Origin of the sequence: Curtobacterium sp. HSID17257, assembly GCF_003989515.1 — a bacterium.
In the GTDB taxonomy this organism is placed as follows: domain Bacteria; phylum Actinomycetota; class Actinomycetes; order Actinomycetales; family Microbacteriaceae; genus Curtobacterium.
In genome coordinates this window covers 10,901-26,892 of record NZ_RBLU01000016.1, presented here as the reverse complement: position 1 = coordinate 26,892, position 15,992 = coordinate 10,901, and the positions used below count along the sequence as shown (strand labels likewise).

The window sequence follows — 15,992 nt, the reverse complement described above, 5'->3', positions numbered from 1 at the left end:
AGGGGTCAGGCGCGGCGGCGGAGGAGCGCGACGAACATGGCGTCGGTGCCGATCCGGTGCGGCCACAGCTGCGCCGTCGGACCGTCGGCGACCTGCGGGTCCCGGGCCGCCACCGACCGGACCACGTCGGCGGTGTCGAGTTGCTCGAGCACGTCACCGTGCCGCTCCAGGAGCGCGTCGACCTGCCCGCGCGTCTCGGCCAGGTGCGGCGAGCACGTCACGTACGCCAGGGTCCCACCGGGTGCGAGCGCTCGGACGGCCGCGTCGAGCAGCTCGGACTGGAGCGCCGCGAGCTCGGGGACGTCCTCGGGCTGCTTGCGCCACCGCGCCTCGGGACGCCGGCGGAGCGCGCCGAGCCCGGTGCACGGAGCATCGAGCAGGATCCGGTCGAACAGCTCGTCGCCCGGCTTGCCGAAGCGCCGCCCGTCGCCCTCGACGACCGTGACGGTGTCGTCGTCGGCCACGGTGGACAGTGCCTTGCGCACCAGTCCGGCGCGAGCGGGGACGAGCTCGTTGGCGACGAGGGTCGCTCCGCCCTGCGCGGCCTCTGCGGCGAGGAGCGCGGCCTTGCCCCCGGGCCCGGCACACATGTCGAGCCACCGCTCCCCCGGGCGGACGGCGGACGACCGCGTGAGGGCGAGGGCCGCGAGCTGCGACCCCTCGTCCTGCACCCGGAGCCGGCCGGCGGCGACACCGGGGACCCGAGCGGGGTCGCCGGTCGTCCCGCGGATGCCGAGCGGCGACACCGGACCGGCGTCCGCCTCGGGGATCCGGACGGGAGGCTGGGTGCCGGTGTCGTCGTCGGTCCCGGCTCCGTCGTCGGCACCGTCATCGTCCTGGGTCACGGTGCCGGGTCCGAGCGGCTCTGCCTCGTCGTCGGCGTCGCCGGCCGTCGCGGTGCGGACGTCCTCGTCGGTGGCGAGCCCCGGGAGCGCGACGAGCTGCACGCGCGGCGCGACGTTGTCGGCCGCGAGCAGGGCGGCGAGCTCGTCGCGCGACCGCTCCGCCGCCAGCGCGTCCCGGAGCGCAGCGACCACCCACGACGGGTGCGACCAGCGGGTGGCCAGCAGCGCGTCGCCGCTCCGCCCCTCGGTGACCAGGGCGTCCCACTCGTCGTCGGTCTTGGCGGCGACCTTCCGCAGAACGGCGTTCACGAAGCCGGTGGCCCGGCGGGCGCCGACCTCGCGGGCGAGCTCCACGGTCGCCGAGACGGCCGCGTGCGTGGGTGTGCGCATGCCGAGCAGCTGGTGCACCCCGAGGCGCATCACGTCGAGCACGTCGGACTCGATGTTGTCGAGCCGGCGACCGGATGCGACCCCGACGATCGCGTCGTAGCGGCCGAGCATCCGGATCGACCCGTAGGTCAGCTCGGTGGCGAATGCGGCGTCGCGGGCGGAGAGGCCGGCGCGACGGATGCGCGTGGGCAGGAGCAGGTTGGCGTAGGCGTCGTCGACCTGCACCGCGCGGAGCACGTCGAACGCGACCCGACGGGCACTGGTCGGCCGGGGTCGGCGGTCTGCTCGCGACTGCCGGGGCGGCTGGTTCGTCGGGCTCATGCGAGCACCACGCCCTCGAGCGAGCCGAGACCGCGTGCCCAGGCGGCACCGTCCATCGCCTTCTTGCCTGCCGGTTGCACCTCGGCGAGCACGAGCGGCACGTCGGCCGTCCCGACGAGCAGCCGACCGTCGACCAGTGCGAGTGCGCCGGGCGCGAGGTGCGGGGCGGAGGAGGTCGTGCCTCCCGGCAGGAGCGCGCTGCGGAGCATCTTCACCCGCGTCTCGCCGAGGTGGGCGAACGCGCCGGGCTCGGGCGTCACCCCGCGGACGCGGGCGTGGACGGCGGGAGCCGGTTCGTCGAAGGTGACGTGTGCGTCGTCGGCGGTCGGCTTCGGGGCGAGGGTGACCGGCCCGGACTGCTCGGTGGCGACCGCGCTCCCGTCGGCCAGGGCGTCGACGACCCGCAGGACGGTCCCCGCCCCCGACTCGGCCATCGCGGCGAGGACGTCTCCGCTGGTCGCGTCCGGGTCGATGTCGAACGGGTCGGCGGCGTACACGGGACCGGCGTCGAGCGCCTCGACGAGCTGGAAGACCGTCGCGGCGGTCCGGGTGTCGCCCGCCATCACGGCGCGCTGCACGGGCGCGGCACCGCGGTACGCCGGCAGGTCGGAGAAGTGCAGGTTGACCCAGCCGAGGCGGGGAGCGTCGAGGGCGGGACGACGGAGGAGCGCACCGTACGCGACGATGACGCCGAGGTCGGCCTGCAGGTCGACGAGCTGCGCGGTCACGGCCTCGTCCACCCGGGTCGCCTCGATGACGGGCAGTCCGAGCTCCTCGGCGACCTGCGCCACCGGGGTCGGCGTGAGGACACGCTTCCGCCCCTGGGGTGTCGGGGGTCGGGTGAGGACGGCCGCGATCTCGTGGTCGGAGGCGGCGAGACGTCGGAGGGTGGGGACGGCCGCAGCGGGGCTGCCGGCGACGACGAGACGCATGGGGACCATCGTCCCACGCCCGACGGTGTCCGACGCGCGCGGGACGCGGGCGACCGGGAACGGACTGCGAGCCGGCTGGGTAACGTCCGGACCATGAGTGACGTCACCACCTCCACCAACCGCTACGCCGGCTCGTCGATCCAGAAGGTCGCGCTCGTCGTCGGCATCGTGTTCCTGCTCGTCGGGATCGCCGGGTTCGTGCCGGGGCTGACCTCCGGCGACCTCGGCGGTGCCGGTCACCACTCGATGGCGATGCTGCTCGGGATCTTCCAGGTGTCGGTCCTGCACAACATCGTGCACCTGCTGTTCGGTGTCGTCGGGTTGCTCGCGGCGAACCGTGCGACGGGATCGCGGATGTACCTCGTCATCGGCGGCGTCGTCTACTTCGTGCTGTGGGTGTACGGCCTGTTCACGGCGGGCACGATGTCCGGCGCGAACTTCGTCCCGCTGAACTGGGCGGACAACTGGCTGCACCTGGTGCTGGCGATCGGCATGGTGGCGCTCGGCGTCGTCTTCCCGCGGGAGCGCCGCCGCCCGGTCGGCGCCTGAACCAGGGCCGGACCCGCAACACGCCACGTCGGCGGCTCCTCGCAGTGGTACGCCCCTGCGAGCAGCCGCCGACGTTGCGTTCCGGGAGGCGTCAGCCGTCGACGGCGGCGCGGGCCCCGACGAAGGCGTCGACGCACCGGCGCACCTGCTCCTCGGTGTGCGCTGCGGAGAGCTGCACCCGGATCCGGGCTCTCCCCTGCGGCACCACCGGGTAGCTGAAGGCCGTCACGTAGACGCCCCGTGCCTGCATCTCGTCGGCGATGCGCGCGGTGCGCGCGGCGTCGTGGAACATCACGGGCACGATCGGGTGCTCCCCCGGCAGGAGCTCGAAGCCCGCGTCGGACATGAGCGTCCGGAACGTCCTGGCGTTGGCTGCGAGCCGGGCGCGGGCGTCGTCCGAGCGTTCGACCAGGTCCAGTGCCGCGAGGGTGCCCGCCGCGATCACCGGCGCGAGCGAGTTCGAGAACAGGTACGGGCGTGAGCGCTGCCGCAGCAGGTCGACGACCTCCCGGCGAGCGGCCACGTACCCGCCGGACGCCCCGCCGAGCGCCTTGCCGAACGTGCCGGTGTACACGTCGACCCGGTCCGCCACCCCGCACAGTTCGGGGGTCCCCCGGCCGTGCTCACCGACGAACCCGACCGAGTGCGAGTCGTCGACGATGACGAGTGCGTCGTACCGCTCGGCGAGGTCGCAGATCTCGGCGAGCGGCGCGATCGAGCCGTCCATCGAGAAGACGCCGTCGGTGACCACCGCACGGAAGCGTGCCGACGAGGCGGCGGCGAGCTGCGCCTCCAGGTCGGCGGTGTCGCGGTTGCGGTACCGGAACCGCTGCGCCTTCGAGAGACGGATGCCGTCGATGATCGACGCGTGGTTGAGCTCGTCGGAGATGATCGCGTCCTCCGGACCGAGCAGCACCTCGAACAGCCCGCCGTTCGCGTCGAAGCACGACGAGTACAGGATCGCGGCCTCGGTGCCGAGGAAGCCCGCCACCCGACGTTCGAGGTCGAGGTGCAGGTCCTGCGTGCCGCAGATGAACCGCACGCTCGCCATGCCGTAGCCCCAGCGGTCGAGGGCGTCCTTCGCCGCGTCGACGAGGTCCGTCGAGTCCGCGAGCCCGAGGTAGTTGTTCGCGCAGAAGTTGAGCAGGTCGGTGCCGTCCGCCTCGATCGCGGCCCGCTGGGGGCCGGCGATGCCACGCTCGCGCTTCGTCAGCCCCGCTGCCTCGACACCGGCGAGCTCCGTCGCCAGGTGGTCCTTGATCGCGCCGTACATCAGGTCTCCGTCCAGTCGATGACGACCTTGCCGCCGTCCGCGTCCGCCGCCGCGGCGAACGCCGCCTCCCAGTCGCGCGCCGGGTGGCACGCCGACACGATCGAGCCGATGCGCGCTCTCAGGACCGCACTCGTGGCCAGCATCGAGCTCATCGCCTGCCACGTCTCGAACATCTCACGGCCGTAGATGCCCTTCACCGTGAGCATGTGCGTGACGACCTTGCCCCAGTCCACCGCGATCGGGCCGCTCGGCAGCCCGAGCATCGCGATGCGACCGCCGTGGTTCATGTTCTCGACCATCGCGGGCAGTGCGGTCGGCGCCCCGGACATCTCGAAGCCGACGTCGAAGCCCTCTCGCATGCCGAGCCGCTCCTGCACGGCGCGGACGGCGGCTGCCCCGTCGTCGCGCACGTCCACCCCGAGGTCGGCGCCCATCCCCTCCGCCATGCGCAGCCGCTCCGGGCTGACGTCGGTCCCGACGACGAAGCGCGCCCCGGCGTGACGGGCCACGGCGATCGCCATGAGGCCGATCGGCCCGCAACCGGTGACCAGCACGTCCTCGCCGACCAGGGGGAACGCGAGCGCGGTGTGCACGGCGTTGCCGAGCGGGTCGAAGAGTGCGCCCACCTCGGGTTCGACGGGGCCGTGGTGGACCCAGACGTTCGTGCCGGGCAGCGTCAGGTACTCCGCGAACGCGCCGTCACGCTGCACGCCGAGCCCCTTCGTGCGGATGCACATCTGCCGACGTCCGGCGCGACAGTTCCGGCAGGTGCCGCAGACGACGTGGCCCTCGCCGGACACGAGGTCGCCGACCGCGACGTCCCGCACGGCCGCACCGACCTCGACGACCTCGCCGGAGAACTCGTGGCCGGGAACGAGCGGTGCGGTCACGGCCTCCGCGGCCCAGTCGTCCCACCGCTCGATGTGCAGGTCGGTCCCGCAGATCCCGGTCCGCAGCACGCGGACGAGGACCTCGTCCTCGGTCGGGACCGGCACCGGCCGGTCGGTCATGATCAGTCCCGGACCGGCGTCCGGCTTCCAGAGCGCCCGCATCGGCGTCACCTCGTCACTCCGTCGTGCGTGTGGTGTGGTCGTCGGCGGCTCGTGGCCGCCGCGACCAGCCTGGCACACCGTCCGGACGGACGGGAGGCCCGGTGCCCGTCCGGCGCGTCGCCCACCTGTGTCCGTGGTCGCGGCGACCGCCGTGGCGGGGTCAGACCTCGGTGAACGGCTCGGCGTCGTCGAGCCGCACGCGCAGGGTGGGCGCCGCACGTCGGCGGTTGCCGCCCGGCAGCACCCGCCGGGTCGACGAGCGGCGGATCACCTCGGCCTTGAGCGTCGCCGCGACCTCTCCCCCGTGCGCGTACGGGAACCGCACGATCGCACGGACCGTTCCGGGCACCGGGTCCTCCGGCACCGGTACCGGGCCGAGGACCGCCCCGACCACCGCGTCGCCGAGGGCCTCGACCGCCGCGGTCACCGCCTCGTCCGTGCCGGTGAGCGTCGCCACGCGGACCGCCGGCGGGAAGTGCAGGGCGCGTCGATCGACGAGTTCGTCGTGCGCCGGACCGTCGAGCCGCCAGAGCGCCATCGCGGTGGCGAGCTTCCCGCCGATGCCGACGAGGTACACCTCGGCCCCCGGTGCACCCTTGGCGGCGGCGTTCGTCCAGAAGCGGAGCACGTCCTCCTGCACCCGGAGCCCCTCACGCGCCAGGAGCCGTTCGCCGTCGAGCAGCAGCACGCACGCGTACCCGCCCGGCACGCTGGGCTCCGCGCCACGGGTGGCGACGACCACCGCGGGGCGGGCCGGGACCTCATCGAGCGGACGGGAGCCGTCCGCGACCACGATCCGCGTGCCGGGGAACGCCCGACCGAGCTCGTCGGCGGTCCGTTGCGCCCCCTGCCCGACGGGCTTGAGCTTCCCCCCGCCGCACGTCGGGCACCGGAACCCGACGGCGAGGGCACCGCAGAACCGGCACTGCGGGGTCGCGTTCCGGTGCGGGCTGCCGAGTGGTCCGCCGCACACCCGGCAGTGCGCGCGCTCCCCGCAGTCGGCGCAGACCAGCCCGGTGCCGAAGCCCGGGTTCGCGACCTGCACGAGGACCGGGCCGTGCTGGCTGGCCTCGCGCGCGGCACGCCACGCCGTGCTCGGGATGCGCGCCTGGGCCGCGAAGCCCTCGGCGCTCGCCTGCTGCGCGGTCGGGATCACCTTCGGCGTCGGCACCCGGTACGGGGCGACCTCCTGGAGCCAGTGCAGCTCGACGAGCCGCTGCACGTCGGTCGACCGGGCGTGCGCGAGGAACAGGAGCGCAGCGCCGGACTGGGCGGTCCGGACGAGGGCGACGTCACGCGTGAGCACGTACGGGGCACGGGGCTCGACGAAGGACGCGTCCCCGTCGTCCCACATCGCCACGAGTCCGAGGTCGGTGGCGGGTGCGTACGCCGCCGTCCGGTTGCCGATCGCGACCACCGCGTGGGTCCGCGCCTGCAGCAGTGCCTTCGCCCGCTGCCCGTTCGTCTGCTTGGCGTCGAAGCGGACGACGCGCTCGGGCGGGAGCACGGCGAGGAGCGCACGTTCGAGGTCCGTGACGTCGCGGAAGTCCGGCACCGCGAGCACGGCGGACTGCTCGCGTGCGACGACCTGGGATGCGGCCTGCGCGAGCGTCGCGGCCCATCCGGGCACCCACACCGGGTCGTCGGCGGTCCCGAGGTCGACGGGGTGGGGGACGGCGTCGACCGCAGCCCGTCCGTGGTCGGCGAGCAGTGCCTCCAGGACGCCCTCGCCGTAGCCGGTGACGGGTGCCGGCTCGACCGCCGGGGGCGACCACGAGGTGTCGCGAGCCAGCCAGGCCTTCTCGGCACGGACCTGCCGCGTCGGCACGGCGAGCCGGAGCACGTCTGACGCGACGCCGGCGGCACGGTCGGCGACGGCGCGCGCGAGCGTCCAGATCTCCGGCGCCAGCACGGGCACCGGTGACACGACCTGCTCGACGGGACTGAGCTCGCCCGGCCAGTCTCCCTCGGAGACGACCTCGACGACGTACGCGTCGGACATCCGGGCGCCGGTGCGCAGCGGCACCTTGACGCGGACCCCCGGCACGCAGTCGTCCTCGAGCTCGGCCGGCACCCGGTAGTCGAACAGACGGTCCAACTGCGGGAGCGGCGAGTCGAGGACGACGCGCGCGACGGAGGTCACACGGTGCCTAGACGGCGGCGGTGACGAGCCCTGCTGCGGCGCGGAGCTCCTCGACGCGGTCGAGCTGCTCCCAGGTGAAGCCGGGCAGCTCGCGGCCGAAGTGGCCGTACGCCGCGGTCTGCGCGTACCGGGGCTTGAGCAGGTCGAGGTCGCGGATGATCGCGGCCGGACGCAGGTCGAACACCTCGGTGATCGCCGCCTCGATCGTGGCGTCGTCGACGTGTCCGGTGCCGAACGACTCGACGTACAGGCCGACGGGCTTCGCACGGCCGATGGCGTAGGCCACCTGGACCTCGAGCCGGTCCGCGAGCCCCGCCGCGACGGCGTTCTTCGCGACCCAGCGCAGCGCGTACGCGGCCGAGCGGTCGACCTTCGACGGGTCCTTGCCGCTGAACGCGCCACCGCCGTGCCGGGAGGCTCCGCCGTACGTGTCGACGATCACCTTGCGCCCGGTGAGCCCGGCGTCGCCCTGCGGGCCGCCGATCTCGAACCGGCCGGTCGGGTTCACGATGACGTCGACGTGCGACGAGTCGAGGTCGACCAGGTCGAGCACCGGACGGATCACGTGCTCGGTGATCTGCGCCGTGAGCTCGTCGAGCGTGACCGCGGGCGAGTGCTGCGTGGAGAGCACGACCGTCTCGACGGTCTTCGGCACGACGCCGTCGTAGCCGACCGTGACCTGCGTCTTGCCGTCCGGACGGAGGAAGTCGAGCACACCGGTCTTGCGGACCTCGGCCAGACGCTCTGCCAGGCGGTGCGCGAGCCAGATCGCGACGGGCATGTACTCGGGCGTCTCGTTCGTGGCGAAGCCGAACATGATGCCCTGGTCACCCGCACCCTGGCGGTCGAGCTCGTCGACGCCGGCGCCGGACCGGCTGTCGAGCGACTCGTCCACGCCCTGGGCGATGTCCGGTGACTGCGCGCCGATCGACACCTCGACACCGCAGGTGCGGCCGTCGAAGGACACCTCGGACGAGTTGTAGCCGATGCCCGTGATGACGTCGCGGACGAGCTTCGGGATCTCGACGTAGCCGGAGGTCGTGACCTCGCCCGCGACGTGCACGAGCCCGGTGGTGACCATCGTCTCGACTGCGACCCGCGCGTGCGGGTCGACCGCGAGCAGCGCGTCGAGGATCGTGTCCGAGATCTGGTCGCAGATCTTGTCGGGGTGCCCCTCCGTCACCGACTCGGACGTGAAGAGGCGCAGGTTGGTGCCGCTCACCGGGGTCAGTCGGTGGGCTGCTGCTGCTTGGTGACGGTCAGCTTGTCCTCGTTGATCTCGTGCAGAGCGACGGACAGCGGCTTGTCGTCGATCGTCGAGTCGACGAGCGGGCCGACGTTGTCGAAGAGCGACCCCTCGTGCAGGTCGGCGTAGTAGTCGTTGATCTGACGCGCGCGCTTCGAGGCGAAGATGACGAGCGCGTACTTCGACTCCACCTTGGCGAGCAGGTCGTCGATGGGCGGGTCGATGATGCCCTGGGGGTTGGCCATGGTGTCTCCTGTCGGCTGCGGGTGCGTGGGGCGCGGGTCCGACCGGATCGGACCGCCAGACCGTGGTCGGGCTGCGCGGGCGCGACGCCGAGGAGGCGCGCGCGGGTGCGCCGTGTCAGGGCGCAGAGAACAAGTCTACGACCTCGCGTGCCGCGGTGCCGACATCCGAGTTCACGATCCGCACGTCGAACTCGTCCTGCGCGGCCAGCTCGACCTTCGCGGTCTCGAGGCGGCGCGTCTGTTCCTCGGCGGACTCGGTGCCGCGACCGATGAGCCGGCGGACCAGTTCCTCCCACGTCGGCGGCAGCAGGAACACGAGCACGGCCTCGGGCATGGCGTCCCGCACCTGCCGGGCGCCCTGCAGGTCGATCTCGAGCATCACCTTGTCGCCGGCGTCGAGCGCGCGGTCGATCGGCGGACGCGGCGTGCCGTACCGGTAGGAGTTGTGCACGACCGCCCACTCGAGCAGCTCGCGGTCGCGGATCATCCGGTCGAACTCGGCGTCGTCGACGAAGTAGTAGTGCACGCCGTCGACCTCGCCCGGACGGGGCTTCCGGGTCGTCGCCGAGACGCTGAGGTTCACGTCGGGGAAGTGCTCGCGGATGTGCGCGCTCACGGTGCCCTTGCCGACCGCGGTCGGTCCGGCGAGCACGACGAGCTTCGACGCGCCGCGCTTCCGGCCGCGCGCGGCGAGCCAGTCCGCCAGGGCGGTGCGCTGGCGGGTACCGAGACCACCGAGCCGCTTGGACGGCGCGATGCGGAGCTCCCCCATCACGGCCTCGGCACGCGCCGGGCCGATGCCGGACATGCTCGTGAGCAGGTCCCGCACGCGCAGGGACTTCTCGGCGGGCAGGTCCTCGTCGGACCAGGCGGCACGGGCGACCTCGAGGGCGCTGCGCTCCCCCGACGCGACCTGCGCCTTGACCGCTGCACGGGCGCGCCGTGCGGCGACGGCGGCGCGGGCAGCCGCGACCCGGTCGACCTCCGGCGGGTTGCGGTGCGCGGGCAGGTCGCTGCGGTCGGACGTCTGGTCGGCGGGCGCCTGGTCGGCGGGCGTCTGATCCGTCACGCGGCTGCCCCCAGTGCAGCGTGGACGCGGTCGACGCGGTCCTGCACGAGGGCCGCGACACCGTCCGGGCCGTCCGCCAGCAGCCCGCGGGACTCGTTCACCAGGACCTGCTCGGCGCGCGCACCGTACCGGGCGCGCAGGTCCTCGATCCGCGCACCCTGGGCGCCGAAGCCCGGGGCGAGCACCGGCGCGTTGCCGATGGTCTCCGCGTCGATGCCGAAGTCGTCGAGGTCGAGGGTGGCGCCGAGCACGAGCCCGACGTCCCCGAGCGGCTGCTCGCCGCCGGTCCGGTTGTCGTCTGCCACATCAAGGACGATACCGGCAGCGACGGATCGTCCGGCACGCGGCCCCTCGGCGAGCACGGCGGTCTGCAGCACGCGCGCCTCCGGGTTGCTCGTCGCGGCGAGCACGAACACGCCCGCGTCGTTCCGCCGCGCCACCTCGACGGTGCCGGCGAGCGAGCCGTACCCGAGGTACGGCGACACCGTCATCGCGTCGGCCCGGAACGGGCCGTCACGGTCGAGCCACGCGAGCGCGTAGTCGTCACCGGTCGACCCGATGTCGCCCCGCTTCACGTCGGCGACGACCAGGAGGCCCGCATCGCGCGCGCGACGGAGGGTCGCGTCGAGCGCGCGGTACCCGTATACCCCGGCCGCCTCGAAGAAGGCGATCTGCGGCTTCACGATCGCCGCGCGGCCGGCGGCCGCGTCGACCAGGGTCGCGCCGAAGGCGGTGAGGCCCTGCTCGTCGCGGCCGAGCCCCCACGCCGCCAGGGTGGCGGCGTGGGGGTCGATGCCGACGCACAGTGGGGAACGCTGCCCCACGGCGGCGGCGAGCCGGACACCGAAGGAGGCCGCGCCTCCCGTCCGTCCGTCGCTCACCAGGTCGCGCGCTCGAGCGCGTAGTCCTGCAGGCTGCGGGCGCTGAGCGGGGTGCCGATCGTCTCGATCGCCGCGACCGCCGCGCCGAGCTGCGCGATCGTCGTGAAGAGCGGCTTGTCCGCGGCGACCGTGGCCGCACGGATCTCGTAGCCGTCCGCACGACCCGCGGCGCCGGAGGGCGTGTTGATGACGATGTCGACCGCGTCGCGAGCCAGCAGGTCGACGACGCTCTCGCCGCCCTCGCTGTACTTGCCCACCAGGGTGACCTCGATGCCGTTGCGGCGCAGGACCTCGGCGGTCCCCTCGGTCGCGGTGATCGTGAACCCGAGCTGCTGCAGGCGGTGCACGGGCAGGACGACCTGGCGCTTGTCCGTGTCCGCGACGCTCACGAAGACCGTGCCGCTCGTCGGCAGACCGCCGTACGCGGCGTCCTGCGACTTCAGGAACGCCCGCGGGAAGTCGCGGTCGATGCCCATGACCTCGCCGGTCGACCGCATCTCGGGGCTGAGCACCGAGTCGACGACCTGGCCGTCGTGGGTGCGGAAGCGACGGAAGGGCAGCACGGCCTCCTTCACGGCGACGGGTGCCTGCGGCGGGACCGAGGAACCGTCGCGCTCCGGCAGCATGCCCTCGGCGACGAGCGCGTCGATCGACGTGCCGGTCATCACCCGGCTGGCCGCCTTGGCGAGCGGGATGCCGAGCGCCTTGGACACGAACGGGACCGTGCGGCTGGCGCGCGGGTTCGCCTCGAGGACGTAGAGCACGCCCGCGCCGATCGCGAACTGCACGTTGAGCAGGCCCTGTACGCCGATGCCGCGGGCGATCTTCTCCGTCGCCTCGACCACGCCGCGGATCTCCGCCTTGCCGAGGCCGACCGGCGGCAGGGTGCAGGCCGAGTCGCCGGAGTGGATGCCGGCCTCCTCGATGTGCTCCATGATGCCGCCGACGTACAGCCGCTCGCCGTCGAAGAGCGCGTCGACGTCGATCTCCACCGCGTCGTCGAGGAACCGGTCGACCAGCAGCGGCAGGTCCGGACCGATGATCGCCTGGTCGGCCATGCGGTCGAAGTAGTCCGCGAGGGCGGCCGGGTCGTAGACGATCTCCATGCCGCGTCCGCCGAGCACGAAGGACGGGCGGACGAGGACCGGGTACCCGATCTCCTCGGCCACCGCGGTCGCGCTGGCGAGGTCGTGGGCGGTGCCGTTCCGCGGTGCGAGCAGGCCGGCCTGCTCGAGGATCGCGGCGAACTGGCCGCGCTCCTCGGCGGAGTCGATCGCGCTCGGGGTCGTGCCGAGGATCGGGATGCCGGCCGCCTCGAGCGGCTTCGCGAGCCCGAGGGCGGTCTGACCACCGAGCTGCACGACGACGCCGACGAGCTCGCCGGACGCCGCCTCGGCCTCGATGACCTCGAGGACGTCCTCGGTGGTGAGCGGCTCGAAGTACAGCCGGTCCGAGGTGTCGTAGTCGGTGGAGACCGTCTCCGGGTTGCAGTTGATCATGATCGTCTCGTAGCCGGCGTCCGACAGCGCGAACGAGGCGTGCACGCACGAGTAGTCGAACTCGACGCCCTGCCCGATGCGGTTCGGGCCGGAGCCGAGGATGACGACCTTCTTGCGGTCGCTCGCGGCGACCTCGGTCTCGGCGTCGTACGACGAGTAGTGGTACGGCGTGAGGGCCGGGAACTCGCCGGCGCAGGTGTCCACCGTCTTGAAGACCGGGCGGATGCCCTGCTCGTGGCGGGCGTCGCGCGCCTCCTGCTCGGAGATCCCTCGCAGCGCGGCGATCTGGGCGTCGCTGAAGCCGTGCTCCTTCGCCCAGCGCAGGGTGTCCGCGTCGAGCGCCTCCGCAGCACGGACCTCGGCCGCGACCTCGTTGATGAGGACGATCTGGTCGATGAACCACGGGTCGATCTTCGTGGCCTCGAAGACCTCGTCCGCGGTGGCACCGGCGACGAGGGCCTGCTGCACGGTCACGATGCGGCCGTCGGTCGGCACCTGGGCCTTTGACAGCAGGGCGTCCTTGTCGAGCTCGGCCGCCGGGGTGTCCCAGTGGAAGCTCGAACCGCGCTTCTCGAGGCTCCGCAGGGACTTCTGCAGCGCGGTGGCGTAGTTCCGGCCGATGGCCATCGCCTCGCCGACGCTCTTCATGGTGGTGGTGAGCGTGGCGTCGGCCGCCGGGAACTTCTCGAACGCGAACCGCGGGGTCTTCACGACGACGTAGTCGAGCGTCGGCTCGAAGCTCGCCGGCGTGACCCGGGTGATGTCGTTCTCGATCTCGTCGAGGCGGTACCCGATGGCGAGCTTCGCGGCGATCTTCGCGATCGGGAAGCCGGTCGCCTTCGACGCGAGCGCGGACGAGCGGGAGACACGCGGGTTCATCTCGATGACGATCAGGCGCCCGTTCGACGGGTCGACGGCGAACTGGATGTTGCAGCCGCCGGTGTCGACACCGACGCGACGGATGATGTCGATGCCGATGTTCCGCATGTTCTGGTACTCGCGGTCGGTCAGCGTCAGCGCCGGGGCGACGGTGATCGAGTCGCCCGTGTGCACGCCGACGGGGTCGACGTTCTCGATCGAGCAGATCACGACCGTGTTGTCGAAGTTGTCCCGCATGAGCTCGAGCTCGTACTCCTTCCAACCGAGGATCGACTCCTCGAGGAGCACCTCGGTGGTCGGGCTCGACTGCAGGCCGTCGCCCACGAAGCGGACGAGCTCCTCCTCGTTGTACGCGAAGCCGGAGCCGAGACCACCCATCGTGAAGGACGGTCGGACGACGAGCGGGTAGCCGAGGTCCTGCGCGAACTCCTTCGCCTCGTCCAGGGTGTGGGCGATGTGGCTGCGGGCCACGTCGGCACCGGACTCGAGCACGAGCTCCTTGAAGAGCTGGCGGTCCTCGCCGCGCTGGATGGCGTCGACCTTGGCACCGATGAGCTCGACGCCGTACTTGTCGAGGATGCCCTCGGCGTCGAGCTTGATCGCCGCGTTGAGCGCCGTCTGGCCACCGAGGGTCGGGAGCACGGCGTCCGGGCGCTCGATCCTGATGATCTCCTCGAGCGAGGCGCTCGTGATCGGCTCGATGTAGGTCGCGTCGGCGAAGTCGGGGTCGGTCATGATCGTCGCCGGGTTCGGGTTGACGAGGATGACGCGGACGCCCTCGGCGCGGAGGACACGGCACGCCTGGGTGCCGGAGTAGTCGAACTCGGCGGCCTGACCGATGACGATCGGGCCCGAGCCGATGACGAGGACGGAGTTGATGTCTGCGCGCTTCGGCATCAGTTGCTGCTTTCGTTCTGCGCGGCCGACGCGCCGGCGTCGGTCGTCGGGTCGGCTGCGGGGGTCGTGGCGGTGGCGGTCGCCGCGTCGAGCGGCTTCCCCTCGCGTCGCGCACGGACCAGGTCCGCGAACCGGTCGAACAGGTACATGGAGTCGTGCGGACCGGCCGCCGCCTCGGGGTGGTACTGCACGCTGAACGCGGGCACGTCGAGCGCGCGGAGGCCCTCGACGACCTGGTCGTTCAGGGAGTAGTGCGAGACCTCGACCCGGCCGAACCCGGCCGGCGACTCGAGCACCTCGCCCAGGGGCGCGTCGACCGCGAAGCCGTGGTTCTGGCTCGTGATCTCGACCTTCCCCGTGGCGGTGTCGAGCACCGGCTGGTTGATGCCGCGGTGGCCGAAGGGCAGCTTGTACGTGCCGAAGCCGAGCGCGCGGCCGAGGAGCTGGTTGCCGAAGCAGATGCCGAAGAACGGGCGGCCGGTCTTCAGGGACTCCTGGAGCAGTTCGACCTGCGCGTCGCTCGCGGCCGGGTCACCGGGGCCGTTCGAGTAGAAGAGCGCGTCGGGGTCGAGCTCCTGCAGCGCGTCCGCCGTGATGTCCTGCGGCACGACGTGCACCTCGAACCCGCGCTCGGCGAGGTACCGGGTGGTGGACGCCTTGACGCCGAGGTCGAGCACGGCGAGCCGGCCGATCTGCTCGCCGACGGCAGGGACCACGTACGTCTCCGGCGTGGACACGATCGACGAGAAGCTCGCGCCGGCCATGGCGGCCTGCTCGCGCACGGCGCGCAGCTGTTCGTCCGCGGACAGGTCCGCGTCCGCCCCGCTGAAGACGCCGCCCTTCATGGCGCCCGCGTCGCGGATCCGGCGGGTGAGCGCGCGCGTGTCGATGCCGGAGATGCCGACGATGCCGTCGCGCACCAGGTGGTCGTCGAGGGTCGCGTTCGCGCGGTGGTTCGACACGACGCGGCTGGGGTCACGGACCACGTAGCCGGCGACCCAGATGCGACGGGACTCGGGGTCCTCGTCGTTGACGCCGGTGTTGCCGATGTGCGGCGCGGTCTGCACCACGATCTGCCCGGCGTAGGACGGGTCGGTCAGCGTCTCCTGGTAGCCGGTCATACCGGTGGCGAAGACGACCTCTCCCAGGGATCGGCCTCGGGAGCCGTAGGCCCGTCCGTCGTAGCGGGTGCCGTCCTCGAGGACCAGTACGGCCCGTTCGCGTGTCATCAGTTCGTCCCTTCGCCCGCGGTGTGCGGGTGTTCGTGCGTCGTCGTCAGTCCCTGCAGGGCGGCGAGTGCTGCTGCGTCGCCCTCCGGGAACCGGAAGTAGGTGTCGAGGTCCGTCGCTCCTGCGGCGCCGGTCGCCGTCCATCGCAGACGGACCAGTCCCCCGGGTTCGACCACCCGGTCGATGGCCGAGGTCGCCCGGTCGGCGCCACGGACGTCGGTCGCGGCGATCCACCGGTCGGCGGTGCCGGCGTGGTGCAGGACCACCCCGGTGTCGTGCACGGTCACCCCTCCGCGGCCCCGGAACCCGAGCCCGCCCGCCGTGATGCGTTCGAGGGGCTGGTCGGCGCGGGTCGTCGCAACGGTGAAGCCGTCCCAGGACCCGGCCGCCGGTCCGAGCCCGGTCGGCACCGGGACGGGAGGCACCGCTGCGGTCTGCGCGCGGGTCCGGGTCCGCCAGGTGCGCGCCATGGCGACGAACAGCGCGGCCACCAGGAGCAGGATCACCGCTCCGGTCAGCCAGCGCAGCGCGTCGCCGCTCAC

At 72.8% G+C, this 15,992-nt stretch carries 13 protein-coding genes; 1 reads left to right on the top strand and 12 read right to left on the bottom strand.

Annotated elements, in window-relative coordinates; genetic code table 11:
* Positions 1 to 5 precede the first annotated feature (5 nt).
* Both D8M35_RS04690 and D8M35_RS04685 read right to left on the bottom strand, forming a co-directional pair.
* A complete protein-coding gene (locus tag D8M35_RS04690; RefSeq protein ID WP_126890799.1) occupies positions 6 to 1,556 on the bottom strand; it encodes an RsmB/NOP family class I SAM-dependent RNA methyltransferase in 1,551 nt (516 codons plus the stop codon).
* Positions 1,553 to 2,488 carry a methionyl-tRNA formyltransferase gene (locus tag D8M35_RS04685; RefSeq protein ID WP_126890798.1) on the bottom strand — a complete coding sequence of 312 codons (936 nt, stop codon included), beginning with the start codon at positions 2,486 to 2,488 and terminating at the stop codon, positions 1,553 to 1,555. Before D8M35_RS04685 ends, D8M35_RS04690 begins: the two co-directional genes overlap by 4 nt.
* A 93-nt stretch (positions 2,489 to 2,581) precedes the next feature.
* Between D8M35_RS04685 and D8M35_RS04680 the strand changes: the two genes are divergently transcribed.
* On the top strand, positions 2,582 to 3,037 hold the full coding sequence (locus D8M35_RS04680) for a DUF4383 domain-containing protein (protein WP_174234689.1): 456 nt from the start codon (positions 2,582 to 2,584) through the stop codon (positions 3,035 to 3,037).
* Between the two features lie 91 nt (positions 3,038 to 3,128).
* Here D8M35_RS04680 and D8M35_RS04675 read toward each other — a convergent pair whose 3' ends face one another.
* From D8M35_RS04675 to D8M35_RS04630, 10 genes are all read right to left on the bottom strand, one after another.
* Positions 3,129 to 4,310 carry a glycine C-acetyltransferase gene (locus D8M35_RS04675; RefSeq protein ID WP_126890797.1) on the bottom strand — a complete coding sequence of 394 codons (1,182 nt, stop codon included), beginning with the start codon at positions 4,308 to 4,310 and terminating at the stop codon, positions 3,129 to 3,131.
* Positions 4,310 to 5,362, bottom strand: coding sequence for an L-threonine 3-dehydrogenase (tdh, locus tag D8M35_RS04670; RefSeq protein WP_126890796.1), 1,053 nt, complete (start codon positions 5,360 to 5,362; stop codon positions 4,310 to 4,312). The genes D8M35_RS04675 and tdh overlap by 1 nt, the downstream gene beginning before the upstream one ends.
* A gap of 160 nt (positions 5,363 to 5,522) precedes the next feature.
* A complete protein-coding gene (locus D8M35_RS04665; RefSeq protein ID WP_126890795.1) occupies positions 5,523 to 7,505 on the bottom strand; it encodes a primosomal protein N' in 1,983 nt (660 codons plus the stop codon).
* Between the two features lie 7 nt (positions 7,506 to 7,512).
* Positions 7,513 to 8,727 carry a methionine adenosyltransferase gene (gene metK / locus D8M35_RS04660; RefSeq protein WP_126890794.1) on the bottom strand — a complete coding sequence of 405 codons (1,215 nt, stop codon included), beginning with the start codon at positions 8,725 to 8,727 and terminating at the stop codon, positions 7,513 to 7,515.
* Positions 8,728 to 8,732: 5 nt separating this feature from the next.
* Positions 8,733 to 8,996, bottom strand: coding sequence for a DNA-directed RNA polymerase subunit omega (gene rpoZ, locus D8M35_RS04655; protein ID WP_022906709.1), 264 nt, complete (start codon positions 8,994 to 8,996; stop codon positions 8,733 to 8,735).
* A gap of 115 nt (positions 8,997 to 9,111) precedes the next feature.
* Positions 9,112 to 10,005, bottom strand: coding sequence for a guanylate kinase (gene gmk, locus D8M35_RS04650; protein ID WP_126890814.1), 894 nt, complete (start codon positions 10,003 to 10,005; stop codon positions 9,112 to 9,114).
* 56 nt (positions 10,006 to 10,061) lie between these two features.
* On the bottom strand, positions 10,062 to 10,946 hold the full coding sequence (gene pyrF / locus D8M35_RS04645) for an orotidine-5'-phosphate decarboxylase (protein WP_126890793.1): 885 nt from the start codon (positions 10,944 to 10,946) through the stop codon (positions 10,062 to 10,064).
* The gene (gene carB, locus D8M35_RS04640; protein ID WP_126890792.1) at positions 10,943 to 14,221 is read right to left on the bottom strand and encodes a carbamoyl-phosphate synthase large subunit; all 3,279 of its coding nucleotides are present in this window, start codon (positions 14,219 to 14,221) and stop codon (positions 10,943 to 10,945) included. Before carB ends, pyrF begins: the two co-directional genes overlap by 4 nt.
* Complete coding sequence (carA, locus tag D8M35_RS04635) at positions 14,221 to 15,450, bottom strand: glutamine-hydrolyzing carbamoyl-phosphate synthase small subunit (RefSeq protein ID WP_126890791.1); 1,230 nt, start codon at positions 15,448 to 15,450, stop codon at positions 14,221 to 14,223. The genes carB and carA overlap by 1 nt, the downstream gene beginning before the upstream one ends.
* Entirely contained in the window at positions 15,450 to 15,992 is a 543-nt protein-coding gene (locus D8M35_RS04630; RefSeq protein ID WP_126890790.1) for a hypothetical protein, read from the bottom strand. Before D8M35_RS04630 ends, carA begins: the two co-directional genes overlap by 1 nt.